This window comes from uncultured Fibrobacter sp., assembly GCF_947166265.1.
Lineage (GTDB): Bacteria > Fibrobacterota > Fibrobacteria > Fibrobacterales > Fibrobacteraceae > Fibrobacter.
Map to the genome: position 1 here is coordinate 16,111 of NZ_CAMVDO010000008.1, position 16,332 is coordinate 32,442.

A 16,332-nucleotide genomic window follows, 5' to 3' on the forward strand; every position below is an offset into this window, starting at 1 on the left:
CTAGCGGATTACCTTGATGCTAGATTCGGCGCCGGCGCTTTGCGGGATTGCCAGGGGCTTGCGGACAGAAACTTCTGCCGCGACGGTCTTCGGGTAGTGGTTCAAGATATGCTTGGCGGTTTCCAGCACCAAAGTTTCTTCTAACTGAAAACGGGACTTGCAAACGAAGTCCTGTACGTCATCAGCCAGCTGGACATAATCAATGGAATGGGCTAGGTCTTCGTTACGGGCGGCAAGGGTAAAGTCAAGCCACACGGAAATATTCATGACGATCGGCTGCTCATTTTCACGTTCGAAAGGGAGCGTTCCAATGATGCAGCTGAATTCCAAATCCCGTATAGAGATTTTACCCGTCTCGACTACCATACGAAGAGAACGACTGCACCGGCGATAGCGGCGGCAGAAATACCGAACCAGATGTTACGGCCGGTTGCATAGGAGTCATGCGTCTTCTTGTTTTCGGCCATGCGTTCCTGCACATTGGCGAGGGTCCACATGCCGTCCATACCTTCCATCTGCGCCTTATCGTGCATAATCGCTTCGCAAGAGGGATTTCCGGCACATTCAGACAGAATCAGCTCGTTCAGCTCGTTCAGGTCGTCGTAAGCGTCCTGAGCTTCGGTAGCCTTGCTGTGCTGCATGATACCGATAACGGCACCCGTAACAGCGAGAGCGGAAAGACCGACAGCCGTCCAGAAACGAACTTCGTCAGCAATACCGAAACGGTCACCCACATCGCGGGCTGCATCGCTTGCGGCGTAGTCGCGATCATCGGCGGTGTTGTCTACCGGAGCGGAAGTCTTATAGGAAGAAAGATCTTCATCGTCATCATCTTCGCAATCCGGATCGTATTCGTCACATTCTTCACCCTTGCTAGAGGCAACGGCAGGTTCGGCTGCAGCCACGGTTTCCTCTTCTTCAGCAGCAGGGGCATCGCCCTTGAGCGTCACCGGAGAACCATCGATAAAGACGACCGCAGTCGTAAGACCGGGGGCATAAACTGCCTTGCCATCGAAGTAAACCTTTTCGACATCTTCGTCGGCCGGCATACCGCGGCGGGCATAAAGCTTAGCGGAAACCAGCTTGGAGTAATCAACACCGTCGGCAGTCATCGCCGTCATGGAGCTCAAGTCGCCGGCACCGCCCTGATAAAGCTGGTAGGAAGTTTCGGATTCGCCGAACGGATCTTCGAACTTTTGACGGACAACCAGGCGGCCATCCTGGAGAGATTCAACTTCGTCTGCAGGAGCAACCTTGAGTGTTCCACCAAATTCGGCAACGATATAGTCATCGGGAGCACCGGCGTCCTTCGCGGTGAATTCCTCGATATCATAGACTCCGGCAAAGGCGGATACTACGGAAAGGCAGAGAACCATCAAAAGTGAACGTTTCATTTATCACTCCAAAATGTCTAATTTTTTCGGGAAATATATAAAAAAAAAGCAATATTTGCACAAACATAATGCATTTGTAACATACAAACACAAACTTTGTTCATCATGCGTCCTCTTTTGTTAAGCAATATTTACAAGCATCACGGAAAATTGCAGGCGGGGCGTTACGGGGCCGGCGCCTGAGGCCCCGTTCGAAGGGGTAGCGCCCTTCGACAGGCTCAGGGACCTATGTTCCTGAGGATGGCGATGGAAGCGAGGGGGAGGCGTCTCCCTACCCTTTATAGGTTACTATTTACTATATGGCGTTCTTTCAGAACGCATATAATACGGCTCGGCTATGCCAAAAAACATACGTTTTTTGACGTCTTCGACGTCCGTGGCTGCGGCTAGAAAATGCAAAAAAGTTTTTTGCGCTTTCTAGCTTTGCACACTTTTGTCGCAGCACTCGCCTTTGACGCTCTTTGAGCGTCTTTTGCTGGGCTCAAAAATGAATCTGCAAGCAGCTTCGCTTTGTTCGCCCTACGCAAAAGTTACTATATTTTCCCCCGTAAAATTTTAACCTAAAAAAGAGGATTGCTATAATGGCAAAGCTTTCTATCGAAGATCTCGAACTCGCCGGCAAGCGCGTGTTCATCCGTGTTGACTTCAACGTTCCGCAGGACAAGGTGACTGGCGAAATCACCAACACCAAGCGTATCGAAGCCGCTCTCCCGACCATCCAGTACGCTCTCGACAAGGGTGCAGCCGTCGTGCTCGCTTCCCACCTGGGCCGTCCGAATGGCGAAAAGAACATGAAGTACACGCTCGCTCCGGTTGCTAAGAAGCTCGAAGAACTCATCAAGAAGCCGGTGAAGTTCCTCCCTGACTGCGTTGGTCCGGAAGTTGAAGCCGCCTGCGCCGCTATCAAGCCGGGTGAAATCATCCTCCTCGAAAACCTCCGCTTCCACATCGAAGAAGAAGGCAAGCGCAAGATCAAGAACGCCGATGGCACCGAAACTAAGGAAAAGGCCGACAAGGAAGCCGTGAAGGCCTTCCGCGCAAGCCTCACCAAGCTCGCTGACGTTTATGTGAACGACGCTTTCGGTACCGCTCACCGCGACCACTCTTCCATGACTGGTGTTGAACTGCCGCAGCGTGCTGCTGGCTTCCTCATGAACAAGGAACTCAAGGCATTCGACCAGGTGCTCAACAATCCTCCGCGTCCGTTCCTCGCCATCCTCGGCGGTGCAAAGGTCGCTGACAAGATCCAGCTCATCAACAACCTCCTCGACAAGGCCGACAAGATCATCATCGGCGGTGGCATGGCTTTCACCTTCAAGAAGGTTCTCAACAACATCGAAATCGGTTCTTCTTTGTTTGACGAAGAAGGTGCCAAGCTCGTTCCGGATCTGATGGCCAAGGCTAAGGCTGCTGGCAAGGAAATCATCCTCCCGGTTGACTACATCGCTGCTGACAAGTTCGCTGCCGACGCTGCTACCAAGGCTGTCTCTGACGCCGAAGGCATTCCGGCTGGCTGGATGGGCCTCGATGTGGGCGCTGAATCCACCAAGCTCTTCGTGAACGCTATCAAGTCCGCCAAGACCATCGTTTGGAACGGTCCTGCAGGCGTGTTCGAATTCGAAGCCTTCGAAAAGGCCACCAAGGCTATGGCCGACGCTATCGTCGAAGCTACCGCTGCTGGCGCAATCACCGTGATCGGTGGTGGCGATACCGCTACGGCTGCCAAGAAGTACGGCGCAGACAAGAAGGTAACCCACACCTCTACGGGTGGTGGCGCTTCCCTCGAACTCCTGGAAGGTAAGGTGCTTCCGGGCGTTGCCGTCCTCACCGACAAGTAATTCGTCGATAAACTTCGCAATACTGCGTCACGCGAGCTCTCGCTGTATGTCTTATACAGCTTCGGCTCGCGTTTCTTGTCTTGCTCGTTTCTAGACGAATTACGGTTTATTAATTAAATAAAGGCTTCCGTCTGCATTCGTTCGCAACTAACCAAAAATACGTAGGGCTCAGTTGCGCGAAAACTTGTTTTCGCATAACTGAGCCCAGAATTTTGCGCATGCGCAAATTCCTGACTTTTGTAAAGACTCTGCATTTTGCAGAGTCTTTTTTTTGTAACATTGACCTTATGAAAATCATTTGCCTGTTTTTTATTTTCTTTGTGGCTCTTTTGGCGCATGCCCAGGAGATGAATTCCACGTATGTTCAGGCAGTTTACAACACCCCGGCCCTGGAAAATGACAGTATCGCAAGGATTTTGCACAACTACGAACGTGCTACCAAAATAGGGAATCGTCATAAGAATCTCGGGACAGGGCTGATTATTGCAGGGGGCGTGGGCCTGTGTGCTGGTGCTGTCGTTACCGCCTATGCAATAAAAAACCATATTGATTACGAACACGATGCAGAAAAGTATTCGTATGAAGAAGGTGACAGCGGTAGCGCGTATCTCTTTTTGTTGGGAGGCAGCAGCATATTCGTTGGTGGAGCCTCCATCATAACGGGCATTATCTTCAGGTCCAATGGACAGAAAAGGTTAGACCGAGCCAACGGTTACGAAGAGCAGCTTAGACAATACAACCAGCGTTCGACGAGCTTGAGCATTGTCCCCTTGATAAATCCCATAGGACAGGCTTTCGGCGGCAATCTGTTGCTTAATTTTTAAAATATGTCTAAGCCAAACGGTTCTGACAAGACGGTATTCCTGAATGGGCGAATCAGATTTTAAACAAGATTAAAAGATAGAAAGTCAGCGGAAGCCCCTTTTTTTCTACATTTTCCTTGTAATGACCGAAGTCGAAGAACAGGAAGAATACGAAGTCCGCATTGGGGCGTTTAATGGCCCGATGGACTTGCTGGTGTATCTTGTCCAGAAGAAGGAAGTTCCTCTGGAGCAGATTTCGATTGCTGAGATTGCAGACCAATTCCTAAAGTGGGTGAACGAGTACGAGGGTACCGACCTGTCAAAGGCGGGCGATTTCTTGTACATGGCGAGCCGACTGATGGCTCTCAAGGTGCAGGAACTTTTGCCGGCCGAACAGCGCGACCCCGAGATGGTAGCGGAATACAACGAAGACCGCGAACAGTTGATGAAGGAAATGCTGGAATACCAGCGATTCAAGCAGGTCGCGAGCGGTCTTCAGGAAATGGAAGGCGAGAACTTCGGTACGTATTCCCGCGGTCGCCTGGAAAAGACGCAGACTGACGAAGAGACTTTGGCCGATGCGAACATCTGGCAGCTTTTCCGCGCCTACCAGAAGAGCCTGAAGACAAAGATTTCGGAAACGATTCACCACATCGAACTCGACTACGTGACGATTCAGGACCGTCAGCAGGCCATCAACAACTACCTGTCGGTGAATGGCCGCGCCCTGTTCGAAGACTTGCTCGACAACGATTCTCACCCGATTGTGGCGGCAGTGACCTTCATGGCCATGCTCGAAATGATCAAGACCGATGAAATCGTGTTCCGCCAGAGCGAACTGTTCGGCCCCATTTGGATTTACCGCAAGAAGAACAACGCCGACTACGCCGAAGAAATGGCGCACGAGACCGTGTTCTTCAGCAAGGATCCGGACGTGAAACCGGGCCTTGTGGAAGCGATTCGCAACCAGGCGCTCGCACGTTCCAAGGAACAGAGCGTGGGCGACCTTGCCGCCGTGATGCGCGAAGCCGTGCTGTGGACCAGCCGCGGCAGGAACGTGACCGAAGACGACCTGACAGCCATGCTCGAAGGCCGCGAAGACTTGAGCGAAGTGCAGGAAAACCCGTTCGCCGAGATGATGAAGGAAGACGATGCGGCAGATGGTTCGACAGGCTCACCAACCCTATCAGCAACCGAATCACCTACCGATTCCACTCCGGCAGAGAATGCGCCGGTTCAAGCGGAGAATACACCGACAACAGAAACGATTGCGGAAGCAACCTCTGTGTCTGAGGAAGCACCCGTCGAAGAAATCGTTGCGCCTGTTACGGATGTCATTCCGGCTGCCGAGCCGGAACCTCCCTTGTACAATACAGAAGATGTTGCATCAGTAGAAAAGGAGATTCCCGATCAAGTCGGGAATGACAATTCCTCGGTAGAAGAGCCAGTCGATGAGTCTCCCGCTGAAGAGCAGCAGCCGTCTGACGGTTCGAATAACGAGCCTAACATGACGGACGAGGAATTCGAAGCGTTCATGAAAAAGGCCCAGGCGTTCTATGACTCCCAGGCTTCTGAAAATTCTGACGACTCCGACAGCTCTGACGACGATGACGACTTCCCGTCTATCGAAGTCCACTCAAACGATTAATTCATATCGGCCCTTCGGCAGGCTCAGGGACCTTACAAGGTTGGTACTCCCTTCGTATCAGTCTCGCCGACTGCCGCCAATTAATCCGGCGCGGTACGCCCAATAGAGCAACTGCATAATGGAGCCGATGGCGGCTGCCACATAGGTAAGCCCTGCGGCAAACAGCACCCCCGAAACCGTATTGTATTCGCGGCCCTGCGCCACGATGTCGAGGCGAGCAAGCACCTTCTTGGCACGGGACGAAGCATCGAATTCCACCGGCACGGTCACCAGCGTAAAGAGCGTTGCAATGCCGAACAGCACCACGCCCGCAACAGCGAGGGAATAACCGAGAGCGCGGCCCGCGCTCATCAGCACGATACCCAGAATCACAAGCCACGGACCAAGATTCGAACCGAGGTTTGCCGCCGGCACAATAAAGGAACGCAGCCACAGCGGGAAGTACCCTTGCGCATGCTGAATGGCGTGACCCACTTCGTGAGCGGCAACGCCCGCGGCAGACGCGTTACGGCCGTTATAAACTTCGGGAGACAAGTTCAGAGTCTTGTTCAGCGGATTGTAATGGTCCGACAGGAATCCATGATGCTGCAAGACCTTCACGTCGGTAATGCCAGCATCCATGAGGATTGCCTTTGCGACATCGGCACCGGTAAGGCCGCTGGAAATGCCGACTTTCTGGCCTGCGCTAAAACGAGACTTGACCATCCAGGAAACACCCCCCGAAAGGGCGAGCGTCACCAAAAGAATCATCATGTATAAAGGATCGAACATCATAGGCGCCTCCGGCGCAGTTATAAGTAAACAGGGTTTATTTTCCTGTTATAATATACAAAAGTAGACGGTAATAAACCTCAAAGGTGCGTTGCACCGAGCTCAAAACCTCATACCTACATGTCGCCGGTTTTCAGTTTGCTTCCGTCGCGGAGATTCGTGAGCACGAGCCCGAGCAACAGGTAGAATACCGCCTGCATAGCGAGCGGCAACAGAAGCGATGCCGCATCGTAAATGTCGGCGCCACGCTGTTCAATCGCAAGCCATGCCGGAATGGCAAATGTCGAGGGCAACAGGCAAGAGAAACCCTTCATCCAGGCCGGAATCAGTTCGGTGGGCCAGCTAAAGTTCGAAAGGAACAGAATCGGGATGCTCATGTACAGGAACAGTTGCATGCTCGTTTCGCGGCGCAGGAATACCTGCGAAAGCACCATCCCGAAATTGATGACCGAGAACAGGAACACGATCGCAAAGGCCACCATCGGCAAAATTTCGCCGCGGCGCGGGAATTCGAACACGTTGTACACCACAAAGTGGTAGAACAAGATAAAGCTGCAGTAATGCAAGAAGTACGCAAGCGAGCGGCCAAAGTAGCGGTAAGGCATCAGCTCATTTTCGACGGAGCTGTCGCGTTGCAATTTGCGGAACTTGCGGTGAGCACGAGCTCCGCCCAGAATGCAAATGCCAATCACCAGCGTCTGCTGTAAAATCAGTACGAGTACGCTCGGCACCACATAGTTGGAGTAGCTACCCGTGTTGTTGTACATGGTCTGCACACTGATGGGAATCGGGTCGCGCATGGCAATTGCCTTGGCCGCAGGGACTTTCTTGCCGAGGGCTATTCGCTTGACTTTGGTGGTGGCACCGACGGTGAGGGCGCAGGTCGCAAAGCCTGTCCCGATGTTTCCGTGGAGCATCACGTAGGCACCGTGCGTGAACACGTTCACGTTCGCCTTGCCGCCGTTGCGGAGCGTCTTTTCCATGTCCTTGGGAATTACCATGAAACCGTAGATTTTTTCGTTCGCTAGGGCGTCTTCGGCCTCGCGGATATCCGAAAATACATAGCGCACATCAATTTGCTGGGCCGCGGCAGACATCTGCGTGAGTTCGCGGGACATAACGGTATGGTCCAAGTCGACAACGGCTACGGGAATTTTCGACGCGGTTTGGTTCATGTAAGGAGTCGGATAATAGAAGGCATAAAGTACGCCTGCCACTACCAACAACAGCACTGCCGCAGGGTCGGTGTAGAAAAGTTTCCATTCGGCGAACGCCACCTTGAAAAGTCGCTTAAAGAGGTCAATCATTTGCGCCCCCTTTCAGCCATATCAGAAGCGACCGCCTTGCGAATGCTTAAGTCCGAATAGACTGCGTCAGCAACATTCTTCAACTTATCCTTAAGGTGCAACTTTTCGCGGGCTTCCCAGTCCGCCTCTTTTTCTTCGGCGACTTTCCAGCGAAGCATCAAAAGCTTGGCAGCGAGCAAATGCCAGAATAAAGCCATGCACAAAAGCACCACAATCGATTCCCAGGCATGGGCCTTGCCGACCGAGCCCAAGAGCATGGTAGACTGCACCTTCAAAATATGCGTGAGCGGAAGCAGGAATGCAAAACCGCGCACCACCAAGGGCATCGCCATCACCGGGAATGTCTGGCCTGCAAACGCAAACGCGGGGCCGGCGATAACGCCCGCCACGCTCGAAGACATACGCATGTTACCCGTGATGCCCACAAAGGCGGCCCCCGCTCCGGAACAAGCGAGAATCATCGCCAACTGCCCTGCAGACACCACCACAAATTCATCGAACGTCATCGGGGTAAGCGCACGGCGAGCATACGCATACACCGCCACCATCGACAGCCACTGAATCACGACCAGCGGCAAAACCGTCGCAGCGCCAAGCACCACGCGCGAGCCGCCCGCCGCCTGCAAAAATTCGCGGACGCGGTGATCGCGGAACGGGAAACTGAAAAGGTAGACCGCCGCAAGGATTCCTGCCAGGTGGTAGATCGCCGTCACAAGACCGAGCCCCAAAAATCCCTGGTAGTTTCCGCTGAGGTTTCCGACCGACTTGAGTTCCACGCGAACGGGATCGTCCATCTGTTTGGTAAACATGTTCGCCCCGATTGTAGAAATGACGGAACGGATTTCCTTTACGGCAAACGTATTCGTGAGGTAGTTCTGCCCGCTAGAATAAACGGGGATTACCGGCGCCTCCAGGCGAAGGGCACGGTGTTCCATATCGTAAGGGAGAACGATAAACGCCTGCAGGTCGCCACGGATTACGGCATGTTCGCAGTCGCTCCTATCTTCACATTCCAGGGCCACTTCCAGAACCGGGTCCGCCTTGAGCGCCATCGTAATTTCGTCAGCAAGTTGCGATCGGTCCTGCTTTAAAATTCCAATGGGCACATGCTGGATGATTTCTGCCGAGAAAAAATTCACCATGAACGTAGAAGTGAACAGGGGCAAAATCAGGAGTACCAGCCACAGCACGATGTTGTGACTGACATAGATTTTCTTTACTGCTTTAAAAAACGATAAAAACAAACCGAATTGTCATGCCCGATTTAGTCGGGCATCTCCTGTTCTAGAAGAAAATTTATTGTATCTGTTCCACCGGGAAAAGGACGCTCATGCCCGGGCGCAGGTTTTCGATTTTCTGCTTCGGACGCAGGCGCACCTCGAAACTCTTGAGATCGAAACCGCCGCTTTCCTTGGAGCTGCGCCAGGTGGCATAGTCGCCTACCGAGGCTATGTAGCTGACTTCCATTTCGACATTCTTGTCGAGTGCCGGAATGAAAACGCTGAAGGATTTTCCCTTGGTGATGTTCTTGAGCAGGTCTTCGCGCAGGTGGAATACCGCCCAGGAATCGTCGAGGTCCGTGATGGCGACCACCGGCATGCCGGAGCCTACGACTTCGCCTTCTTCGACGAGTTTGACGGAAACTTCGCCGGCGATGGGCGCGCGGATTTTCGTTTCTTCGAGGTAGGCGTCGACCTCGGCGTTGGCGCCCTTCGCCTGGAGCACCAGGGCGTTTGCGGCGGCGCGGTCTTCGGTGCGGGCACCGGCAAGGGCCTGTGAATACTGGGCCTTGGCCGCGTCAGCGGCAGACTGCGACGCCTTCATCTGCGTTTCAGCCTCGTCACGCTTCTGGAGCGGGAGTACACCCTCATTAAAAAGCTTCTGCACACGGTCGTAGGTATTCTTTGCAAGGTTCGCCGCTTCCTGGGCACGGTCAGCCATCGCCTTTAACGCCGTAATGTCTTCGGAACGCGCCCCGTTCTTCGCCTTGTTCGCCTGGGCGCGAGCCGCTCCTAGGGCACCCTGGGCCTGAATCTTTTTTGCCTCGATTTCGGGACTACTGATAAGGGCAACAATGGCACCCTTTTCAACCACGTCCCCTTCGCGGAAGAAGAGGTTTTCGACACGGCCAGGAACCTTGCCCGCCACAAGCACGCGACGAGCTTCCATTTGTCCCTGCAGGTAAGCGTTTCGCGGTTCCGTCGCGAACTTCTGCAAGGTGACGATACCAAGGACAATCAAGGCAATCAATGCCAAGACGACCAGAATTTTACCGATTGCTTTTAAAACGTTCATGGTTGACTCCAGTTAAAAAGTAGGAAGTTGGCAGTAGGACGAAGTCCGTTAGTGGTTAGGGAGTGCGGGGTTCGCCGTATCAGCAGGTGTAGGCTCAGCAATCTTTGCCGAATCGGCAACCGGTGCGGCAGCGGGAACAGCAACGGGTTCGGCGGGCTTCGGTTCCTCAACCTTCGTTTCCTCTACCGGTTTTACATCCTTAATCATTTCACCGGCGTTCGCCACCTCGCCGCTCGCTTCCAGAAGTCCAAGCCATGCAAGCACGGCATCGTAATGGGCCTTAAGGTCAGCCACCTGCAAGCGCGAAAGGGCTAGTTCGGCATCGACCACATCGAGGCCTGTCGCAAGCCCCGCCTCGTAGGCCAAAGTCTGACTACGGTGAGCCTCTTCGGCAAGTTCACGGGTTTTCTTCAAGCTTTCAAGGCGACTCTTGGCATGTTCCATTTCGCGCCAACGCTTTTCCACGAGGAGCCCGATGTTATCCATCGTCTGTTCTTCCATGCTTGAAAGCGAACGGTCAAGAGCCTTTGCGTTACTCACCTTAGAACGTGTTTCGCCGCCCTTGAACAAGTCCCACTGCATCTTGGCACCCACGGCCCAGTCCGGTTCCAAGAGAGTCAAGTCTCGGGTATAGAGTTCCTTGTAAGCAAACAGGGCCACCGTCGGGTAGTAATCGGCACGGGCTGCACTCACGGCATCCTGGCTACGCTTGCGCTCGGTACGCAACTGGCGCAATCCCGGATGTCTGTCTAAGGCAAGGCGCTTATACTCGTCCATGTCGATTGTCTGCTCCGGCGCCATCACCGGCGTAATTGCAGTGATGTTCGTATCGGTATGCAACAGGCTTGCAAGGGCAAGCTTCGCGAGCGTCTGATCGCGATAGGAATCTTCCAGGGCGTTTTCAGCTTCCGCCAAGGCGACTTCGGCACGCAGGCGTTCCGCCTTGCTGATCTGGCCACCTTCTTCGAGTTTCTTGGAACGCGCCAGGTGTTCTTCCAGATTTTTCCTGGTGCTTTCACGAAGCACCGTCAACTCTTCCGCCAAGCGGAGCGTAAAATACTTGGTCGCCACATCCATCAGGATTGTATTTTGCGCCATGTCGAACGCCGCCTTTTTCGCATTCACGTTCTCCTTGGCCGCATCGTAGGCAGAATAAATCTTGAAACCCGTAAAAATCGGCCAAATGGCCGTCAGGCGCGCATTGAAAAACACGTCATCCTGGACCTTCATCCTAAAATCGGCATCGTCTATCTGCGACTTGGCACCTTCTAACTGCAGCCGAGTTTCAGCCTCGTACTTGTCCGCATTTTCTTGCGCAATTTCCTTCGCCGACTTTCCACCTAGTTTATCGCTAGCAAAAGCTGCCGCCTGTTCGTCGGAAAGTCCCTTGGCCTTAGCCCCCTGATAAGCCTGCTGATAGCCCGCATCCGCCTTGTTGTAGGCATCGATATACGCCTTGGAATAGGCTGCGGCAGGCCCCACCGTTGCAAGGCCGCCAGCAAGGCCACTCATGGCATTCTGAATTTCGCCCAGGTCAATGTAAATAGGGTCGTTAATCTTTGTAACGCTAGCCGACAACGTCAACTGAGGCATAAAACGTGACAAAGCCTCGGATTGTCCGCTTTCAGCCATATCGACCTTTGCCCTTTCGGCCTTAATCTGCGAATTCCCCGCTTTCGCCATACTAATGGCATCGGAAAGCGAAATGGGCGCAGCAGAAACAGCGACACACGTCGCCAAACCCAAAATCACGCACTTTTTCATAACACTCTAAAGATACATAAAAAAAAGGAATTAAGCCACCCGTTTCATAATTTCTTTTTACATACATTGAAAAATGGTAGAAAAGAGACCTAGACACGAACGTGTCATCCTGGAGCGAAATCACGAAGTGATGGAGTCGAAGAATCTCTAGTTGAATGAGGTTCCTGCCTGCACTGTGGTTCGACAAACTCACGCTTCGCAGGCTCGCTAACCTTACTAAGGTCCCTGAGCTTGCCGAAGGGCCAAAGCAAAGTCGCAATTCTCCTTTTTTTGTATATTCTTCCGCGAAAAGATTTAATTTTTGCGTTTTTTCGGAGATTTTATGGATTTAGGTGCACTTCATTTTCAGAATCCCGAGGCCTTCTGGCTCCTACTTTTGGTCCCTGTTTTAGTCGGTTGGTACGTCTATCGTGAACACCGCCGCAAGAGTACCATCAAATTTCCGGCCCTTTCGATTGCCAAACGCGCCGTCCCGAGCAGACGCGTCCGTTTCCGCCATATCGTGCCGATTTTGCGCCTTGCCGCCCTTGTGTGCTTTGTCATGGCACTTGCCCGTCCACAGAACGCCATGGAGGTGGAATACACCTCTACCGATGGAGTCGACATCATGCTCGCACTCGACGTTTCCGGCTCCATGGGCACGCTCGACATGCTCACCCGCATGGAACAGGCGAAACTCGGCGTCATGAACGCCGAACGCCTCCTGAAATCCGGCGACTACTGGAAATACAGCCGCCTGGGTTACGCCCAGCAGGTGATTGCAGACTTTATCCAGAAACGCCACAGCGACCGAATCGGCCTTTCCGCTTTCGGAGCCCGCTCCATTACGCAGTGCCCGCTCACGCTCGATTACGGCTCGCTGCTTGAAATTCTGAAAGCCACCGACGACCTCGCCCGCGATTCCATTATGAACAGCCGTACCGCCATTGGCGACGGCCTGATGAACGCCCTTGCAAGGCTCCAGAAATCCGAAGCCAAGTCCAAGGTGGTGGTGCTCTTGACCGACGGTCGCGACAACGCAAGCCTCGTGCCCCCGATGCGTGCCGCCGACGTAGCGCAGTCGCTGGGAGTCAAGGTCTACACGGTCGGTGTAGGCAAGAAAAGCGGCAAGATTCTCGCCTTCCAGCAGAATCCGTGGACTGGCGATATTTCCTGGGGCGAACGCGACATCACTCCCGAAGAAGGCATCGACGAGAGTGTGCTGAAATCCGTTGCCCAAAAGACCGGAGGCCGCTTCTACCGCGCCGAGAACAAGGAAGAACTCGAAAAGATCTATTCCGAAATTGACGAACTCGAAAAGACTGAAATCGAGACAGTCGCCTACGCCCGCTACGCCGAAAAGTTCTACCCGTGGCTTTTGGCAGGCGCCCTGCTCATTTTACTTGAACTGTTGCTTGCGAATACGCGCTTCGTGCGCATTCCGTAATGGAGGTGTTGAATGCGATTTGCTGAACCGATGTTCCTGTGGGGACTCTTAACGCTCCCCCTGTTTGCGCTCCTTTTTGTGTATGCCTATCACCGTCGCAAGAAGCTTGCCGCCCGCTTTGTTTCGCTTTCGATGTTGCCCAAGCTTTCGACATCCGTTTCGCCGTGGCGCCGCCTTGCGAAAGTAACGCTGCTTCTTTTTGCGATAGCCTTCCTGTTCGTCGCCCTTGCACGCCCGCAATGGGGACGCAAGATGGAACACATCGAGCGCCGCGGCCTTGACCTGGTGCTGTTGCAGGACATTTCTCTTTCGATGCTCGCCGAGGACGTGAAGCCGAACCGACTCACCCGTAGCCGCCACGAAATTTCTTCGTTCCTGGAATCGCTTTCGGGCGACCGCGTGGGACTTGTGGCATTCTCCGGTGAAGCCCAGGTGATGGTACCACTCACCCTCGATTACGGCACCGTGCAGATGATGCTCCGTGAACTTACTCCGGGCTGGCTCATGCCGGGAACGAACCTCGAAAACGCTATCCGCAAGGGAATGTCCCTTTACAAGAATTCCGGTAGCGCAGGGCAGTATTCCGTGATGATCCTGATGAGCGACGGCGAAGAACTCGAAGCCGCCGCCGTCAACGCCGCGAAGGAAGCCGCCGAGATGGGCATCCGCATCTACACCATCGGCATAGGCTCCCGCGAAGGCGTGCCTATTCCCGTACCTTCGAAGAATGGCGAAGTCGCCTACAAGAAGGACATGCAGGGAAACATCGTCACGACCCGCCTCGAAGACGGCACACTGCAAGAAATCGCAAGCGTCACCGGTGGCCTGTATTTTTACGCAAGCCCCGGCGAATTCCAGTTGCAGAAGGTGCTGACTGAAATTGCAAGCCTCGAAAAAAAGGACCAGGCATCCGACCGCATGGAAAATTACCAGGACCGTTACCAGATTTTCCTCGGACTGGCCGCCCTCCTGTTCCTGATCGAAGCGCTCGTGTCTGAAAGGGGCCGCAAGCGTCGCATCGGAGCCGGACGATTCAACTAAAGTTACACGCTATTTGCACGTTTGATTAAAATGCAAAAATCTTTTTAGGTGCATTTCTACACCTTTTTTGCTATTATTCCAACATGGTGTAAAAAAATAGGGTGGAATTCCCCCGAATCCCCCTATTTAAATAGGTTAGTTTGGTTTTTGTTCATCCAATTTTACACAAATAGGTATTAAATTTACTCCTTATTAAAGTAAATTTTGGGTGAAAAGAAAAAGTTAACCAACGGAGTATCTATGCTCGACCTATTAGCCGTCCAGTCCGGCACCGCCAATGCCTCCCTTATTACATTGGCGTACACTTTGATCCTTACGTTTATCCTGTCCTCGATTATCGCCTGGACCTACGAAAAGACGTTCCTCGGACTTTCGTATTCGCGCAATTTTGTGCAGGCAATCGTGCTGAGTGCCGTGGTCGCCGCAACGGTGATGCAGGCCATTGGCGACAACGTGGGCCGCGGTCTCGGTATGATGGGCGCTCTTTCCGTGGTTCGCTTCAGAACAAGCTTTAAGGACCCGCGCGACATCATGTTCGTGTTCGCATCGCTCGGCGCCGGTATCGGTTGCGGCGTGTACGCCTGGGGAGCCGCCGTCGGCGGAACAATCGCCTTCAGCATCGTCGCCTTCCTGCTTTCGCGCACGGGACTTGGAACCAAGCACTTCTTTGACGGCATGCTCCGTTTTGCTCTCCCGAACGAGCCCAAGGTTCGCGGCCAGATCGAAGACATCATGAAAAGCAGCCTCAAGACATTCATCTTGATTACGATGCGCGAAGTGGACGGCGGTGCCCGCCTCGATGTCGCCTACCAGATTCGCCTGCGCGCCACCAAGCCGGCAGCAGAAATCCTGAGTGATCTTTCCAAGATCGAGGGCATCTCGGACGTGCAGTTCATGATGCAGGACGCCACGACGGAAATGTAAGGGAGACCGTATGAACAAGCTTAGTGATATGCTCGATAATTTTTGGAACACGCACAAGTCTAACGCCGGCGTCGCCTACGTTTACGGACACAAGCTTTCAATCGCCTGGATCCTTTGCGTCATCATCGCGATTGTCCTTGGGTTCATGTACCAGGGCAAGATTGCGACCTTCCAGGGAATTGCGGAAGCCGCCGAAACGACGATCAGCGTACCGAGCCCGACCGAAGTGGTCAAGGTGCACGTGATGCCGGGTCAGGCCATCGAAGCCGGAGACACCATCGTTGAACTCAACCGCCCGGACCTGACGCTGCGCATCGCCGAAGTGACCCGCGAACTGGACGCAAGTGCAGGCCGCAGCAATCTTTCCGCCGCAGACATCGACCAGAAGGTCGCAGCGGTCAAGGCAGAACTTGCCACAAAGACTCTCACGCTCAAGTCCGAAATCAACAGACTCGAAGCCGAGTACAAGAAGAACAAGGAAATTGCCTCCAAGCTCAAGAGCCTGAAGGGTTCCAGCGCCGATAGCGACGGCAAGGACGCCATGGCCATGCAAATCAAGAGCTTGAAAAACGAACTGGCTGTCGCAAACGCTAACGCGAACGAACAGATCAAGCTCCTGAAGAGCAGCAACCGCCTGCAGAAGGATGCCGGCAAGAGCGAAGTCGAGAACCTGAAGAAGGAACTCGAAGAACTCAAGAAGCAGCAAGAAGAACTGGTACAGATTGCCAAGGAAAGCTGGGTCGTGGGTTCCGTGAACGTCCATGACGGCGAAAAGGTTTCAAGCTTTGCTCCCATTGTCACCCTCACCCACAAGTCCCCGACGCTTGTGCGCGGCTACATTCACGAAAAGATGCACCAGCGCATGGATATCGGCGAAAAGGTCAAGGTGAAAACCCTGAGCGGAACCGGCAAGGCAATCAAGGGCAAGGTGGTCGGTCTTTCTAGCCGCATCGTGGAATTCCCGGTGCGTATGTGGAAAATGCCCGAAATGCCAATCCACGGCCGCGAAGTCATCATTACGATTCCTGCCGAAAATCCGTTCCTTCTGGGAGAAATGGTCACTATTTCGGAGTAAGTTCCATTAACGTCATTGCGAGCACCGTAGAGTGCGAAGCAATCTA

14 protein-coding genes are annotated in these 16,332 nt (G+C 53.5%); 7 read left to right on the top strand and 7 right to left on the bottom strand.

Annotated elements, in window-relative coordinates:
- Together Q0W37_RS05885 and Q0W37_RS05890 are read right to left on the bottom strand one after the other, a co-directional pair.
- Positions 1-366, bottom strand: coding sequence for a dihydroneopterin aldolase (locus Q0W37_RS05885; protein ID WP_297699678.1), 366 nt, complete (start codon positions 364-366; stop codon positions 1-3).
- A complete protein-coding gene (locus Q0W37_RS05890) occupies positions 360-1,394 on the bottom strand; it encodes a hypothetical protein (RefSeq protein ID WP_297699680.1) in 1,035 nt (344 codons plus the stop codon). The genes Q0W37_RS05885 and Q0W37_RS05890 overlap by 7 nt, the downstream gene beginning before the upstream one ends.
- A 581-nt stretch (positions 1,395-1,975) precedes the next feature.
- Here Q0W37_RS05890 and pgk point away from each other — a divergent pair.
- The 3 genes from pgk (at position 1,976) to Q0W37_RS05905 (ending at position 5,683) form a co-directional block, all read left to right on the top strand.
- The gene (gene pgk, locus Q0W37_RS05895; RefSeq protein ID WP_072801299.1) at positions 1,976-3,232 is read left to right on the top strand and encodes a phosphoglycerate kinase; all 1,257 of its coding nucleotides are present in this window, start codon (positions 1,976-1,978) and stop codon (positions 3,230-3,232) included.
- Between the two features lie 218 nt (positions 3,233-3,450).
- A complete protein-coding gene (locus Q0W37_RS05900; protein WP_297699683.1) occupies positions 3,451-4,056 on the top strand; it encodes a hypothetical protein in 606 nt (201 codons plus the stop codon).
- Positions 4,057-4,177: 121 nt separating this feature from the next.
- Positions 4,178-5,683, top strand: coding sequence for a segregation/condensation protein A (locus Q0W37_RS05905; protein WP_297699685.1), 1,506 nt, complete (start codon positions 4,178-4,180; stop codon positions 5,681-5,683).
- Between the two features lie 57 nt (positions 5,684-5,740).
- Here Q0W37_RS05905 and Q0W37_RS05910 read toward each other — a convergent pair whose 3' ends face one another.
- The 5 genes from Q0W37_RS05910 to Q0W37_RS05930 form a co-directional block, all read right to left on the bottom strand.
- On the bottom strand, positions 5,741-6,457 hold the full coding sequence (locus Q0W37_RS05910; RefSeq protein ID WP_297699687.1) for a zinc metallopeptidase: 717 nt from the start codon (positions 6,455-6,457) through the stop codon (positions 5,741-5,743).
- A gap of 113 nt (positions 6,458-6,570) precedes the next feature.
- Positions 6,571-7,761: an ABC transporter permease gene (locus Q0W37_RS05915; RefSeq protein ID WP_297699689.1), complete on the bottom strand. Its 1,191-nt coding sequence runs from the start codon at positions 7,759-7,761 to the stop codon at positions 6,571-6,573.
- Positions 7,758-9,005, bottom strand: coding sequence for an ABC transporter permease (locus Q0W37_RS05920; RefSeq protein ID WP_297699691.1), 1,248 nt, complete (start codon positions 9,003-9,005; stop codon positions 7,758-7,760). Before Q0W37_RS05920 ends, Q0W37_RS05915 begins: the two co-directional genes overlap by 4 nt.
- Before the next feature lie 52 nt (positions 9,006-9,057).
- On the bottom strand, positions 9,058-10,056 hold the full coding sequence (locus tag Q0W37_RS05925) for an HlyD family secretion protein (protein ID WP_297699693.1): 999 nt from the start codon (positions 10,054-10,056) through the stop codon (positions 9,058-9,060).
- A 48-nt stretch (positions 10,057-10,104) separates the two neighbouring features.
- The gene (locus Q0W37_RS05930) at positions 10,105-11,820 is read right to left on the bottom strand and encodes a TolC family protein (protein WP_297699694.1); all 1,716 of its coding nucleotides are present in this window, start codon (positions 11,818-11,820) and stop codon (positions 10,105-10,107) included.
- 322 nt (positions 11,821-12,142) lie between these two features.
- On the opposite strand from Q0W37_RS05930, the gene Q0W37_RS05935 reads away from it, so the two are divergent.
- From Q0W37_RS05935 to Q0W37_RS05950, 4 genes are all read left to right on the top strand, one after another.
- Positions 12,143-13,246 carry a VWA domain-containing protein gene (locus tag Q0W37_RS05935; RefSeq protein ID WP_297699696.1) on the top strand — a complete coding sequence of 368 codons (1,104 nt, stop codon included), beginning with the start codon at positions 12,143-12,145 and terminating at the stop codon, positions 13,244-13,246.
- 12 nt (positions 13,247-13,258) lie between these two features.
- Positions 13,259-14,287, top strand: coding sequence for a VWA domain-containing protein (locus Q0W37_RS05940; protein WP_297699698.1), 1,029 nt, complete (start codon positions 13,259-13,261; stop codon positions 14,285-14,287).
- Positions 14,288-14,527: 240 nt separating this feature from the next.
- Entirely contained in the window at positions 14,528-15,211 is a 684-nt protein-coding gene (locus Q0W37_RS05945) for a DUF4956 domain-containing protein (RefSeq protein WP_297699700.1), read from the top strand.
- Positions 15,212-15,221: 10 nt separating this feature from the next.
- Positions 15,222-16,286, top strand: a complete 1,065-nt coding sequence (locus tag Q0W37_RS05950; protein WP_297699702.1) for an HlyD family efflux transporter periplasmic adaptor subunit — start codon at positions 15,222-15,224, stop codon at positions 16,284-16,286.
- Positions 16,287-16,332: the final 46 nt, after the last annotated feature.